This is a genomic window from Cyclobacterium sp. 10D3-21, assembly GCF_055809755.1.
This window is the reverse complement of record NZ_CM147924.1, coordinates 5,512,528-5,527,970: the sequence shown is the minus strand read 5'-3', so window position 1 is coordinate 5,527,970 and position 15,443 is coordinate 5,512,528. Positions and strand designations below refer to the sequence as shown.

The window sequence follows — 15,443 nt, the reverse complement described above, 5'->3', positions numbered from 1 at the left end:
TCTGGCAACCGATCAATAGCTCATGGAATAACAGGATTTGTGTATATTTACCTCTCAAACGAGAATGGAACTCCTGTGGAAGTATTTCCCTGAGAAATTTCAGGACAGGTTCGACGACTTTAGTGTGACACATACCGGTACGGACGTGGTACAGAAGGACGATTACTATCCTTTTGGAGGAAGTTTTAATGCCTATACCGATCTGAGTACGCCACAACAGTAATACCAGCACAGAACGCTTCAAAAGAGTAAGAAATCAAGACCAGAGAAAGTCGCCGGATCAATTTCATTCATTAAAATAAACCTAAAAATATTAAATAATCGTTATTTTGTGGAAAAGGAAATAATCATGGGAGCTGCACAAATTAGAGAAATACTTCACGAATACATTGATAAAGCAGATGAACGCTTTATTAACTTAATGTATGCTATGGTACAGGCAGACATGAAAGAAGAGAATTATGAGCTAAGTGATAAACATAAAAAAATATTAGATGAAAGAATAACAGCACATAAGGCCAACCCATCATCAGGATCTAGCTGGGACGAAGTAAAAGCCCGTATTAAAAGCCGGCTATGAATTATTCTCTTATTATTAAGCCAGAGGCAGAACTTGACATTTTAAGGTCTGCACAATGGTACGAGAGAAAGCAGCAGGATTTAGGATTACGATTTTTGGATGAAGTGGAAGAAAAGCTGGATTTAATAACTAGTAAACCACTTCATTATCAGGTCAGGTACAAAACTACCCGATTTTCTCTGGTAAAACATTTTCCGTATGCTATTCATTTTATTGTAGAAAATAAGAAAGTGATTGTTTTAGCCGTTTTAGGCACTCGGGAAGATCCTGAGAAATGGCAATAGTTCATCCTACTGGGCCGCTTAGACTGCTTGTTGGTGTGTCGTGAAGTCGTTGATGTGAATCATAGACATGTTGTATAAAAGATGGTCGTAGTTCTACCGCAATCACTGAGTAAGTGGAGGTTGCCATCCCATCTAGGTGTAATTAGCAATTAAACCTTTCTATCCATTGCAATGAATTTCATAAAAATTATTTTAAATCGGCCATTAGTAATGGTCTGCTATTACCCTGTTCCTATAGGGGGTAACTTGCCGGTGGCTGAGCGGAGTCGAAGCCATAGGTTAACATATCCGAAATACCTACCCCTTCCGCTCAGGGTCCAGTAATCCTAAATCCAACCTGCTCTCATTTGCAACGCCACCTTCCCTCCCTAGGTGTAGTATCCACTACCCTCTTTTATTCAAAATTTCCTTGAAAATCGTAATCCTATTTTTGCCATTTACAATGGCATACTAAAGCATAACTTAATAAACGAAAGTTTAAAATTGTGACCACTATAGGTCTAAGGCTCGAAAATGGTATCCAAACTGATTCAAGCTTAGTTCATTAATCGGTCAGTATTTATTATCCCTGTGGAGATAAACTATTTTTAGTTGCGGGTGAAGGTAATTAAATCTGGGTTCAGGTAACCCTCTGTTTTCTTAATTTCCTATCCTTAAAAAATGCTTAGGCAAACCAAACCCATCGAGCTTATTTGTCAATTTAACCTTATATTTAAGGCAATTATCAAATATCCATTATGGAAATAAAGTTTCAAACCAAAGAAGAGTGTAACCGAGAACAGCGGGAAGCTTTTCTAAAGCTGGCACCGGAAGACCGGTTTTATGCCTTTCTGGATCTTTGCGCAAACCTGAAAAAATTTCCTGTAAAATCAAGCAAGACGAAAGTTACCGAAAATTTTGTAATTGAAATTACAACTCATGACAAAAATCTGGAAGGAAAACATTGATGCATTTTTAAGGGAAGCCTCTCAGGAGGAGGTAAAGATGCTTTTGGTTGGGGGGGTGCAGTAAACTTCCATGGATATCAAAGGCAGTCTGCAGATGTGGGTTTTTGGATAGATACGACAGAAGAAAACTTTTCAAAAATGATCCGGGTATTTCGAAAAATGGGATATGAAATCCACCATTTCCCGGAAAAGGTTATAAATAGAGAGCAGAACATCTCTGTTAAGTTCACTCCCACGGATTTAAATCTGGAATTAATAACAAATTTTCATCTAGGAAAAAGCTTTAAACAAGCATTTGATGAAAGCGAAAAGGTGGTGATAAAAGACCATGGAATTTACAAATGGAACGTGCTCAATTTAAATGACCTGTTGGAAAGTAAAAAAAGGGCTTCCCGACCAAAGGATTTGCTTGACATCATGGAACTGAAATCAATCCATGGGATGAAATAATTTAGTTTTTTCCATTCCGTATGGTAGGTGCAGGTAAGATTGATCCCACTAGAAGTAATTTGTATTTACACCTTTCTATCCACCGGAACCGTACTTTAAAAACCATCTTGTAAAGGCCCATACTGGGTATAGGTGCGTCCTGAAGTCCTTGATGTGAATCAAGGACATGTTGTATAAAAGATGGTAGTAGGTCTACCGCAATCGCTGAGTAAGCTGAGGTTGCGAACCACCTCTCGGTGCTGTTTCGGTAACGAAACGGTGTTGAACGGTAAGTGGAAAAGGTTCGCTGGACGAATCAGGTGGGAATATAAAAGATGAATGCAAGAGGGAGTAACATCCTCTACAACACCCTTTTATTCCTAACCTCCTTTATTGGCATAAATCTTTTTATACCATTTGTTATGGCGTACCGAAATACCTTTAGCAAACGAAGCTTGATACTGGATGAAAAATACTGTATTCTCTCCCATAAGCATAGGGCAATGGTGCAATATTGGTCAGATCATTAAAAACAGTGGCAATTTACCTTAATTGTGTAGTGGGAAACTGAACCAGATACGAAGTGATTTTATTTGCCGGTGCATTGGAATCAATTTGATCTTTTTGGGCAATAAGGTATTCCCCATCCAATGTAACCGTTATATTCCTCCAGGCTCCTCCAGAACTAGGGAATTTTTTTACGATTTCCCCTTTAATAAAGTCAAATAATAATAAGCCTCCATATTTCTCAATCGCATAAAAATGGGTGTCGGAGATTCCATGATAGGCAAAATCGGCGTAAAGAATATTAACCCTATGGCCCCAATCAAGATAATTATTATTAACCAACACACTAATGTCAGATTGATGTGCTAAAACGATGATATCCTCGATTCTATTATATAGCACTTGATTGAAAGATGCCATTCCTGTTAATGCCTTGACAGTGATTAACGGGCTCGCTTTCTGCTCGAGTTTCATTAAGCCATAGGTGAAATGCCCTCTAGCATAAAAATATAGGCTGTTTTGGTCAGGGCTTGCCTCTAGTGATCTGACATTGTAGTATTTGTCTTCGCCGTATCCATTTTGCGGATGGGAAAAAATTCGGTTGTCATCGGTTGAATCAATCATAAACCATTCTGATCCACTAGTACCGGTTATATAACATGTAAAGATGCCCATGCCATCGTTCTTGAACGCTATTTCCACCACTCTATAGTCATTTTCTGGTCTTAATGGCACGCTAGGTAAGGCAAGTCTTTCCATAACTATCCCGGAATTGGGATCCACTACCGCTATTTCGGATCTTCCACCCACGTATAAAAGTTGGTTATATGGATTTAATGTGATGATACTATTGTGTTGGCTTGAAGGGGTCCAAGGAAACTCCTTGAGAATGGTTAAGGTAGACAGGTCAATCTTATATATTTTATCGGGGCTTTGGGTAAGTACCCATTGGCTGTCCTCACCCGGGACATTAAACCTACTAGCAATCATCCCATTCAATTGCAAGGACTTGGAAAAAAACTCAGCGCGGAATTCATCAATAAATAAATTTCCATATTGATCTTCCCACTCAATGTGAAAAGGATAGGAGAATCCCAATCTGCCACATCCATAAATAAAGGTGGCTAAATCCCCCTCAGTATTGTAGGAGGCTTCAGACACTTCGCCTAAACAACCCGTAAATATAGAGGTGATTCGTTTAATATTTACCTGTCCGTTAAATTGGATTTGAACGCGACTTTTGGTTTCAGATAAGCTTTCACCAACTATTCCCTCGACGCTTAAAATTCTGGAAGGAAGTGCTTGAAAGACCTCAATCACTTTCTCCACATTGCCAGCCAAAATTTTGATTTGACCTGTTCGATTTTCCGGCCCTTCCTCATTACTATCCCATTTTACTAGAATGGTACCTATTCCAATTTTACTATCTTCCGATACACTTAGCCATGTATCGACTGATGTTGCAGTCCAAATGGCATTGGATTCCACAGAAAGTTTAATTTCGCCGTTAACCACGGAAGCATTAATCACTTCATTTGAAACAGAAATTTCCACGTTGCCGGCTTCTAGGGAAACACTCTTCTCGTTTATTATACTTCCTGAAACGCTGATTTTTTCCGAACGACCGATATAATTTTCTTTGGAAAAATTTATTGTATAATCACCTCCATCCAGGTTTTTGATCTGGTATCTTCCAAATGCATTTGTGGTTGCCTGGTGTTCCATATTCCCGGATTGAACGGAGACCTGTACACCTTGCAAGCCGACTCCGGAAGATGTGATATACCCAAAAATATGACCCTGGAAAGTCGGCGTCTCTTCTAAATCTTCAGTACAACTTATAGAAAATAAAAAGACAAAAACCAGTTGGACAATCAAAAAACTACGTCCTATACGCATACAAAAATATTAATTTATCGTTTGGCGAAATTAAATAATAAGTTGATTATATTTGTGAACTGTAGAAAAAAAGTTTTTATATTATTACCAACCTATTATTTTTATAGCCCATATGTGGAGGAACCACCTTTTTTTTGGCTGCCAATTTTTTGGATTGCTTATAATCGTCTTTGGATGCCAAATTGACGAAGACGATATCGAGCCTATTCCGGGCATGGACGTATCTAAAACGCCTGTTTTAATAAATCACTTGGAAAATTCCGGGGAATTTGAAATTAAAAATACAGGAAATGTACCGCTAGAATGGAGTGTGTCCACCTCAGCCGATTACTACATGATTTCTCCCTTTAATGGAAAACTGGATCCAGGGCAAACCATTAATCCGAAAATAACTGTCTTCAAAGAAGAATTGCCGGAAGGAGTTTTTCTGTCAACAATTTACCTCCAAACAGACAAAGAAATATTTAATCAATTATACGTTGAAATTATTTCATACACGGAGCAAAAATGGTTGTTGGATGTAGGGATAGTAGATGCGGAGTATAGCAATGCTTTGGATAAAATAGTAGCGGCATCAAATAACAATTCACTGTTACTAATTGATGGTTCAAACCAAACAATAAAGTCAGTGGAATTAGGTATTCCGGCAACTGCAGTATCACTTCATCCGGACGGCAAGCATGCTGTGGTAGGACATATAGCAGCAGTTTCCTTGGTCGATTTGGAACAAGAAAAAGTCCTGAAACAAACGGGTCTCCCTTTTGAAATGTTTGACCTTGTAGCAGGACCGGACAACTATATTTACATTAACCCTGCCGGATATCAACATGGAGGGACGCTTTATAATTTAAATTTGGATAACAATCAAGGCCAGTGGTCATTTGGTGTTTCCATAGACGAAAGAACTAAACTTTCCTTACACCCATCGGAAAAATATGTTTTTGGGGTGAATATTGACAATGTATATAAATTAGATATCTCTAACGGCATAGCTGAACTTACATCTAAGGCACCGTATCATCTTGGTCATAAGATTGGGGGTGATATTTGGATACCTGAATCCGGAAACAAATTCTTCGCAAGAACCGGCAATGTATTTAGGATATCCGAGGATAATTCATTTGACTTTACCTATCTGGGTAAGACCTCATCAAGCGATTATTTTTTAACCATCAACCATGCTCCCAAAATCAGCAGAATCTACGGAATCCATAAGGTTGGAAATAAACAGGATATGCTGGCTATATTCGACTCCAATTTTCAATTATTAGAAGAGACACCCTTGCCAAATTTTTTAGTTGATAATTCAAATGGGAATTTTCAATTACTAAAATCCCATACACGCTTCGGTTTTTTTAATGCCCAAAGTACCGAATATTTTATTCTAAACCATTCCTCAAATCCAACCCAGCCCGGATCGGGTAAATGGGCACTTACCAGCATTGCTGTCAAATAATATTTAACAATTCTTCCAGACAAAGAATAAGAATGGAAACTCGAATTCTCGGTAATAAGGAAATTTTTTTGGCCATGAAAACGCTCAATTTCGTAAAAATCGCTTTGCTAATCTCTTGTATTTATTTATTCAATGGTTGTAGTGAAGAAGAACCAACGCTACCTTCAGAACCTACGATAGAAACTGGGGTTGTAGCCGTCAAAGAAATAGGTGGGGCTACGTTCAGCGGACTTTTAACAGGTCCAGAACGCATTACAGATCATGGTTTCATTTATGGGCAAGACTCTCTTTCAATATCGCCTTATAACAATAGATTGTCCTTAGGTAGGCCCACTGAATCAGGAACCTTTACACATGATTTGACAGTGGGCTTGAAAGGCGCTGAAATTTACTATTTCGGAGCCTATATAACCGTTGACGATGACTATCAATTTGGCGATATTAAGCCATTTTATTCTAATGGGAGTGTTCCCCCGGAAATTGATCGGATAAATCCTGAAAAAGGACACCTTGGAGAAGAAATTATTATATATGGTAAGAATTTTGGCACCAACCGTTCCTATACTCAGGTGAAATTTGGGGACACCTATTCAGAAACTTATTATGTAGTGGATACCGCTATTTATGTGAAAGTACCTGCAAATCTGCCAACTGATAAAATGCAATTGACAGTAACAGTTTTAGATAAGTCTACTGATACGTCCTTCGAACTTCATACTCCTGAGATTCAAAAAATAACTCCTGAAAGCGCCACATTTAGAGATATTATCACCATTCAAGGCGCTCATTTTGATCCCATTCCTACTCAAAACGAAGTTTGGCTTGGGGATATCAAAGCCATCTCTATCTCAAGTACCAGAGATGAAATAAAATTTGTCGTTCCCGATGATCTTCAGGTGGGCACTACCGTAATTAAAATAAAGAGTCAAGTACAGGAAGTTATATCCGAGCAATTTTTCTCCCTGCTAGCACCTGAAATTTTTGAATTTCCGGCATGCGCAGACTCTGATACCCAAATTGATATCAAAGGTGATAACTTTCATCCCAATTTTATTAAAAACAGCGTGTTTTTCGGGGATACTAAGGCGGAAATTATAGGTGGAGATAAGAAGAATCTACAATTGAAGGTTCCCCACGGCCCCTTTCCTAAGAGTAAATCCAAAATAAAAGTACAGGTTTCGGATGTGATTGTTGAGACGGACAGAGATATTTGTATAACTGACAAATGGGTAATGATCAGTAATTCATTATCTTTTTATTTTTATAGAGGCATTGGAACTTTCTCCTTTCCTGACAACGGGTATGTTTTGTCCATCTCCCATGACAGTAGAGATAGAAATCTTTGGGAATTTGATCCGAATAGCGAAGCTTGGACCAAAAGTGATTTGCCATTTTCTTCAGAGTACAACGGGTCAAGTTCTAACAATGAGAAGAAGGGATATGTCTACTTAACTACTGAAAAAAATAATTTTTGGGAATTTGATCCTGTGAGTAAGCAATGGAGAGAATTGAAGGATTTTCCCGGATATAAAAGATACGTTAGTGCTATGTTCTGTATCGGAAATCACGTTTATCTGGGTGCGGGCAAGATTTCTACTTTCGGAGGTACAACCTATTATAAGGATTTCTACCGATATGACATTGAGACGAATACTTGGGTTCGACTCAAAGATATTACAATCCCTTCATTAGGTGTCAGGAGGCCTTCAACTTTTGTTATTAATAACCAAGCTTACCTAGCAGGTGGAGATTTATCTAACGGTCATCACGACTTCTGGAGGTACAGCCCCGGTGAGGATCGATGGGAGCAGATGGCCGATCTTCCAGATGCTTACGACAGAGATTTGAGTTTTTCGCTGAATGGAAAGGGATACCTTACGAATAGAAATGCCTATGTTTGGGAATATGACCCTCTATTAGATAGTTGGGTAAGCTTCTATAAATATAGCCATTTTAGCAAACACGAAGGATTTGCCTTTATAACTGATGGCACTGCTTACATTGGCGGTGGAATTAGTAATTCTACCACCAAACCTCAACCTTGGAAAGAATTTTTCCGGTTGAAAAAATAAGCTTAGTGCAGGCTAAAGTAATGGTCTATGGTCTTTTACAGATAGAGATTTATGGAAATGTATCTCGTTTCTGCTTTTAACTCATGATTTAATTTGGTTATTCTACTATAGGCCTCTAACTGAGTAAACTTTTTTGTGTATTATTTCCTTGCCTAGGTGTAATATTCACTACATCCCTTTTATTACTAACTTCCTTTGGAGTCGTGAACCTAATTATGCCATTTGCAATGGCATACCAAAGAACTTCTTAGTAAACGAAAGTTTAAAATTTTGACCACTATAAGGCTAAGGCTTGAAAATGGCACCCAAAATTATCAAGGCTTTGTCCATTAAACGATCAGTATACATTTGTAATCCCTATGGAGATAAACTAATTTTAGTTGTGGGAAAGGCTTATCAAATCAGCCATCAGTAAATTTCGATTTTTTTTAACTCTCCAAGTGCTGGGATTGGCGGATGTGTTTTCGAGAAAGGATACAGGGATTTTTTCCTGGAGAACTTAACTTATTGCAGAAATCGAGCAGGACGAGATCGTCCCATGGAGAGATGAATATCTATGCGATATTCCTTATAACCTGGGCTGGGGGCAATATCCACGCCGCCCTTGTATTCCTAACTTTCTTTGAAATCGTGAACCTTTTTAGGTCATTTGTACAGGCAAATTGAACATTGTGGTCTTAGATAATGGATCGTAAGTAGGATGAAATAAATTCATTAGATTCCCGTAAGGGGAGGAGTTGTGAGAATAACTGAAGATTAAAGGTGTTCATGAGTCTGAAACTATGCTGAGTTGCTAGGTTCAATAGTCCTAGATTGTTTTAATTATTTGTATTATCTAATATTCTGTCAATTATCTTATTCATTTTTGAGATATATTCTTCTTCGTCAAATTTAGAATTAATGATTTCTGTTGGATTATTTGTCCAAGATTTATAATCTGAAAAAAATAAGGTTGTATCAATATCTAAATTATCTAAATTATGATTATTGGTAGCGACAACTGCTGCATAAAAATGTACAACTCTTTGGAAAATTAAGTTGATTTTATTTTCATTACCGACTTCAGTTAAAAACTGTTCAAATCCTTCTAAGCCATTTTTCCCTTTGTAGTCATTCCATATGTGAAAAACGAATGGTTCAAATACGTAAGTTGACTCGAAAGTCTCAGGATAATATTTTGGGCGAATTAAAGTATTTAAATAATCAAGAGGGTTAATTAAAATGGCTTCTCTTAAAATAGGGAAAGATTCTTGTAGTAACCTAACCCTATTAGTTTCTTTATCTATCGTATCAATACACGAATATAAAAGAAAATATAGGTTGATTTTATCAGAAGTAAATAAGGGGCGATTGGAGATTTTAGACCATTTAGTTAGTAAATCTAAAACCATGATTTGGATTTTTTCTTTACTTATTTGGAATGAAAAATCTCTTTGAGTTTCTTTTCCCATCTCTCGGTAGCAATATTGATAAATTATTTGCCTTAGAAAAAATGATATAAAACAACTTTTTTCAAATTCATTTTTATAGTAATCAAAAATATCCTTTACTAGTTTAACCTTTTGACTTTCATCAATTTCAGGTCCTTCTGCTTTGTTAATTCTTGCTACAATTTCCATGAGCTCCTCTTGCGGCCAATCTGTCTTGTTGAATAACACATTTAAATACGTATAAATCAATTTTCTAAATTGACTTATGCTACCATAAGACATTTTAAATTGATGGAATATTCCTAAAATTTCATAAATATCTTTATTACTTTTTAAATCTGATAAAATTGATTTTGAAAAATCATCTTCAAAAATTGATTCATTTCTTAAATCACGAAAGAATTGTGATAGAGTTTTTTTATTTGACAATGTTGCACCCGGATAAAAGTATAATGCATGGTTAGAGTCATAAATTATACTATTGTATGAGTTGTTTCTTTGCTTTTCCTTATTAAATAATGCTTTCAAAAGAAGTTCCGGTTTACCACCTTCATTGAGTGGTACATTATATAACTGGTCCAAATCAACCTGCGATCCATTTTTGTTATTAGCCTTTTCTTTAGATTTATCCTTATTTTCTTGAAGTATACTATACATCATTGATTCATTAACTGTTTTGGATACTAATGAAATAAGTTTCTTTAAATGTGGCATAATTTCAGTAGATTCTTTTATTATTAGAATTCCTTGATCATTTGTTAATAGATTTTCCTGATGTGATTTATGCGATAAAACCATCCAAATATTAATATATTTGAACTTTATTAAACTTAAAATAAACATATCTCGAAAATCAACATCATTTTCTACCTGGCTATAGTCAAAAATGAATTGATTTAAAAACCGGTGCACATCTCTTATGTTTTTTAAGTAATTTACAATGTCAAAATTGATATCTATATCTACTATTCCTTTTGATTGTACTTTGTCATTAGTAAACCTATAGGAATTAATAGGTAAACTATTTAATAATTGTTCGGATTTATTATTATTATTTAATTTTGAATACAGCTTGTCATAAAACACCTCATTTAATATTTTTTCGTCATAAATTGGTAAGAATAGTTCAAATTGAATGATTTTGTCTAAATATTTTCTATAATTATAACTGTTAATGTTTCTAACAGCATTATCTATATAATACCTATCATATGCGATTATAAAAAAACAATTATAAAAGTTTGATGTATTTCTAATAATTCTTAAGACTTCAATAATCTCTTTATTATCTAATCTATCTAAATCATCAACAAAAATAATTATTTTCTTTTTAAGATATTTCATTGACAAATTTATTTCTGTATATTTTTTTGTAATATCTTCATCTTGATAATACAACCCTATTCCAGTATTTATGATCTTGCTTAAGATGTCATTTGAAATATTTTGTAAAGAGTTAGAATAAACAATTATTTTATTTGATATAGTACTATCATATTTTTCAATTGAATCTTGTAATACATTAAAAAAATTATCAATTAAATTTTTAGGTTTATTACTAAACCAAGGGTTGAAATTAATCATTATGAACTTATTATCTGAGTTCATTGAATTAATTTCTTTTTTTAATAGGCTGAAAAATGAAGTTTTTCCGGCACCCCATTCTGATCTTATTCCAATTGCGAATGATTGTTCTGCTGTGGTTGAATTAATTCTTTTTGCGAGCTCTAAGGCTTTTGAATTCCAATTAAATAAATCCTTATAATTTTTGTCAAATCCTAATGGGACATCCGTAAAAAAACCTAATTTATTTCGTTTATTTTCTTTTTTTTTGATAAAATAAAGTTTAGTAAAGTGTTTAATGTAGTTTAAGTAAAATAAGTATATGAAAACTGATGAGAAAATTATTAGTATGTCTAAATATTTTATTTCATTGTAACCGTAAAAGTTATATCTTGTACCATTAAATCTGTAATAAGAATAAATTAATCCGATGAATATAATTATTGTTGAATGTGCTTTTGAGAATTTTTGTTGGTTTTTGTAAATGTTTATAAGGTATATTATTGTTAATGTCCATATTATTAAAATTATTAACAATCCTAAATTGTTTTGTTTATATGTAGATAATATATTTTGGACAATATATTTATCATATATATCTAAAAAATGATTCCAGAATAGTTGCATTGTAAAAAGAAAAAGCATTATAATTATACCTTTTCTTGAGTAAACTGAACTATGTAAATCAGTCCAAAATGGGTTTCTTTTTAATCTTTCAAATTTTAATTTTATTTTTTTTCGCCAATATTTAGCTCGATTATATTCAGTATTTGGTTTGGGTTTTGACAACATTTTTAATAATTCAACTGGTTTTAGGCTTCTACAAACTAATTATTTGTTTGCACATCAGCCTTTCTGATTTATGGATTTATTCTAAGTTTTGAAATATACTAAATTATTAAAGATTAATTTTAAATATTTAAAGTTTCACGCCTGGTTGTAGGTGTGTCGTGAAGTACTTGATGTGAATCAAGGACATGTTGTTTAAAAGATGGTAGTAGGTTTATTGTTATCGCCGTAAGTGCTAAAAATTAGGATTGATTAAAAGGTTTTATTGAAGTGGGATATTGGTAATTCCATCTTTTTACAATTATAATGGATAGAAGGGCGTATTGCAAACACAGCAAGACAGGGCAGAAGGCTTTACAAAAAAGGCGTGTCGAGATTTTTAATTTTGGAGAATTTAATATCTTTATCAATTACAGGTCGATAAAAATAGTTGGCTGTTTGCAAACTAACACCCAGTCACCTGGAGGATTTGTCTACGCTGAGCGGTGGTAAAGGGGTATTGGAAAAACCACTCGGGTTTGTATTGAGGCTGTAAACCTGCTCTGGAATATAGAAAAAGAGTGCTTGCCCAATTGAAAGAAAAAACCACTCAACAAGAATCAAGACAATACTAAAAAACACTCCTTATGAAAAATAGCTGCTATCTTTTGTTACTTATCACCCTTGTGTTTGCTTGCAAACAAAAACCAAAGACAATTATTCCACCATGGGTCCCATATGATGAAACTGAAGAATTAATTAAAAATGCAGCCCATGACTCTGAAAGAATGCCATATAAACGCATCCAATCTCAAATCATGGATAAAAATAAACTATGGGAAAATGTATCCGATCAAATTAGCGATTTCTCTGAAGAAGATTATCAAAGGTTAAAACCACTCATCTTAGAACAAGACATCCCCACAATCCAGTCCTATATCCGCACTGCTGATCTAACTTATAAAACATTAACGCAATGGTATCTTTACAGAATCGTCAAATATGAAAATGACAAAGATAAAATGCTGAATGCCATAGTTGCTCTCAACCCTAATGCTGTCCATGAGGCAAGAGAAAAAGACAAAAATAGAACTGCTGAAGATCATCCTATTTATGGTATGCCGATCCTCGTAAAAGACAATACAAATGTCGAGGGAATGCCGACCACTGCTGGAACTTATTTATTAAGGAATAATACAGCACCTGATGCATTTATTATAGAGAAAGCAAAGGAGAAAGGGGCGATTATTTTAGGAAAAACAAACCTTAGCGAATGGGCTAATTTCCTGTTTAATGGAGGTCCTAATGGATTTAGCGCTGTAGGAGGTCAAACACTTAATGCTTATGGTCGCAGAATATTTGACTCAAGCGGATCAAGCTCAGGTAGTGGCGTAGCTATGGCGGCAAATTATGCTGTAGCTGCTGTGGGTACAGAAACTTCAGGATCAATTCTATCCCCCTCAGGTAAAAGTTCACTTGTGGGATTGAAGCCAACTGTTGGATTGTTAAGCCGAGGTGGTATTGTTCCACTTTCCGGTACGCTGGATACACCTGGTCCAATGACCAGAAATGTAACCGATAATGCCATTCTGCTTTCTGCGATGGGTGGTGAAGATCCCGATGATGCTGCAACCAGAGACAATCCTAAAAACAAAAATTACTGGGAAGACCTGAGAGCCGGAACATTGGAAGGACTACGATTTGGGGCTAATAAAAGCTTTTTAGAGGATTCCGTATTTAGGCTAAACATAGAAAAAATTATATCATTGGGAGGCATCGTTATTGAATTTGAACCGGAAAGTATAGATTTTGATGGCTTACGTGATTTACTAGGTGCTGACATGAAAATAGACCTACCGAATTATCTGAATAAATATGCGGTTGATGATATTACATCGCGCACTATGGAAAAGATTGTGGCCTATAACAGGGAGGACTCTTTAGTCAGGATTCCATATGGACAAGCTCGCTTTGAAGAAGCCTCTAAAATAGACCTCAAGCCAGAAGAGTTAATTCAATTGAGAACAAGGTTACATCGTGAGGGGGTACGCTATTTTGAAACAACTATTGTAGCACATCAATTGGATGCAATCTTATCTCTCGATAGCCAAAATTCCGGCTATGCTGCTGCTGCCAAATACCCGTGCCTTACTATTCCTATGGGTTACATGGAAACCGGGCAACCCATAGGGATTACATTTATAGGCAGACCTTTTGAGGAAGATAAACTTTTGAAAATGGGATATGCTTTTGAACAAGCAACTAAAGCTAGAAAATTACCTGAAGACTATAAATAGAAGAAGCCCTATCTAAACATCATCGAATGAGGTGTCCATAGGTCTACAACCTGAGGACACACCTTTGGACTCATGCTCCAATTTGTGATTTTCTAGTGATTACATCACTTTCTGAGTAGGGTCAGGACAGGCAACTGCAAATCCCCATCTAGGTGTAATTAGCAATTAAACCTTTCTATCCATTGCAATGAACTTCATAAAAATTATTTTAAATCGACCATTAGTAATGGTCTGCTATTACCCTGTTCTCAGAGGGGTAACCTGCTGGTGGCTGAGCGGAGCCGAAGCCTTAGGTTAGCGAATCCGAAATACCTATTCCTTCGGCTCCGCTCAGGGTCCAGTAATCCTAAATCCAACCTGCTCTCATTTGCAACGCCACCTTCCCTCCCTAGGTGTAGTATCCACTACCCTCTTTTATTCAAAATTTCCTTGAAAATCGTAATCCTATTTTTGCCATTTACAATGGCATACTAAAGCATAACTTAATAAACGAAAGTTTAAAATTGTGACCACTATAAGGCTAAGGCTCGAAAATGATATCCAAACTGATTCAAGCTTAGTTCATTGATCGGTAGGTATTCTTTTGTAACTCCTGTGGAGATAAACTATTTTTAGTTGCGGGTGAGGGAAATTAAATTAGGGTTCAGGTAACCCTCTGTTTCCTTAATTCCTTATCCTCAAAAAATGCTTACCAACTGAGAGACCAACCGAATCCTTTGCGCATATTTGTCAATTTAACCTTATATTTAAGGCAATTATCAAATATCTATTATGGAAATAAAGTTTCAAACCAAAGAAGAGAGTAACCGAGAACAGCGGGAAGCTTTTCTAAAGCGGGCACCGGAAGACCGGTTTTATGCCTTTCTGGATCTTTGCGCAAACCTGAAAAAATTTCCTGTAAAATCAAGCAAGACGAAAGTTTCCGAAAATTTTGTAATTGAAATTACAACTCATGACAAAAATCTGGAAGGAAAACATTGATGCATTTTTAGGGGTAGCTTGCCGGTGGCTGAGCGGAGTCGAAGCCATAGGTTAACGCATCCGAAATACCTACCCCTTCCGCTCAGGGTCCGGTAATCCTAAATCCAACCTGCTCTCATTTGCAAGGCCACCTTCCTATTAATTTTAATGAACCTCAGTAAAATCAGATTTAGTAAGGGTATACTATAAACCTGTTGGCTATGGGTAATCTACCGGTGGCTGAGCGGAGC

General features: G+C 35.8%; 11 protein-coding genes. 9 read left to right on the top strand and 2 right to left on the bottom strand.

Annotation, left to right across the window (positions count from 1 at the left end; translation table 11 throughout):
* The first annotated feature begins 64 nt into the window (after positions 1-64).
* From AC0L7T_RS21285 to AC0L7T_RS21265, 5 genes are all read left to right on the top strand, one after another.
* Entirely contained in the window at positions 65-223 is a 159-nt protein-coding gene (locus tag AC0L7T_RS21285) for a hypothetical protein (protein ID WP_473338250.1), read from the top strand.
* Positions 224-331: 108 nt separating this feature from the next.
* A complete protein-coding gene (locus AC0L7T_RS21280) occupies positions 332-580 on the top strand; it encodes an addiction module protein (RefSeq protein ID WP_473338249.1) in 249 nt (82 codons plus the stop codon).
* On the top strand, positions 577-864 hold the full coding sequence (locus AC0L7T_RS21275; RefSeq protein WP_473338247.1) for a type II toxin-antitoxin system RelE/ParE family toxin: 288 nt from the start codon (positions 577-579) through the stop codon (positions 862-864). The genes AC0L7T_RS21280 and AC0L7T_RS21275 overlap by 4 nt, the downstream gene beginning before the upstream one ends.
* A 737-nt stretch (positions 865-1,601) precedes the next feature.
* Positions 1,602-1,811: a hypothetical protein gene (locus tag AC0L7T_RS21270; protein ID WP_473338246.1), complete on the top strand. Its 210-nt coding sequence runs from the start codon at positions 1,602-1,604 to the stop codon at positions 1,809-1,811.
* Between the two features lie 138 nt (positions 1,812-1,949).
* Positions 1,950-2,261: a hypothetical protein gene (locus AC0L7T_RS21265; RefSeq protein ID WP_473338244.1), complete on the top strand. Its 312-nt coding sequence runs from the start codon at positions 1,950-1,952 to the stop codon at positions 2,259-2,261.
* Between the two features lie 522 nt (positions 2,262-2,783).
* On the opposite strand, the gene AC0L7T_RS21260 is transcribed toward AC0L7T_RS21265, so the two are convergent.
* Positions 2,784-4,646 carry a carboxypeptidase regulatory-like domain-containing protein gene (locus AC0L7T_RS21260; RefSeq protein WP_473338243.1) on the bottom strand — a complete coding sequence of 621 codons (1,863 nt, stop codon included), beginning with the start codon at positions 4,644-4,646 and terminating at the stop codon, positions 2,784-2,786.
* A 214-nt stretch (positions 4,647-4,860) separates the two neighbouring features.
* On the opposite strand from AC0L7T_RS21260, the gene AC0L7T_RS21255 reads away from it, so the two are divergent.
* Together AC0L7T_RS21255 and AC0L7T_RS21250 are read left to right on the top strand one after the other, a co-directional pair.
* Positions 4,861-6,102, top strand: coding sequence for a hypothetical protein (locus tag AC0L7T_RS21255; protein WP_473338242.1), 1,242 nt, complete (start codon positions 4,861-4,863; stop codon positions 6,100-6,102).
* Positions 6,103-6,134: 32 nt separating this feature from the next.
* Complete coding sequence (locus tag AC0L7T_RS21250; RefSeq protein ID WP_473338240.1) at positions 6,135-8,174, top strand: IPT/TIG domain-containing protein; 2,040 nt, start codon at positions 6,135-6,137, stop codon at positions 8,172-8,174.
* 818 nt (positions 8,175-8,992) lie between these two features.
* On the opposite strand, the gene AC0L7T_RS21245 is transcribed toward AC0L7T_RS21250, so the two are convergent.
* The gene (locus tag AC0L7T_RS21245; RefSeq protein WP_473338238.1) at positions 8,993-11,959 is read right to left on the bottom strand and encodes a KAP family P-loop NTPase fold protein; all 2,967 of its coding nucleotides are present in this window, start codon (positions 11,957-11,959) and stop codon (positions 8,993-8,995) included.
* A gap of 623 nt (positions 11,960-12,582) precedes the next feature.
* On the opposite strand from AC0L7T_RS21245, the gene AC0L7T_RS21240 reads away from it, so the two are divergent.
* Both AC0L7T_RS21240 and AC0L7T_RS21235 read left to right on the top strand, forming a co-directional pair.
* Entirely contained in the window at positions 12,583-14,232 is a 1,650-nt protein-coding gene (locus AC0L7T_RS21240) for an amidase family protein (RefSeq protein ID WP_473338236.1), read from the top strand.
* Between the two features lie 771 nt (positions 14,233-15,003).
* Positions 15,004-15,213: a hypothetical protein gene (locus tag AC0L7T_RS21235; RefSeq protein WP_473338234.1), complete on the top strand. Its 210-nt coding sequence runs from the start codon at positions 15,004-15,006 to the stop codon at positions 15,211-15,213.
* Positions 15,214-15,443 lie beyond the last annotated feature (230 nt).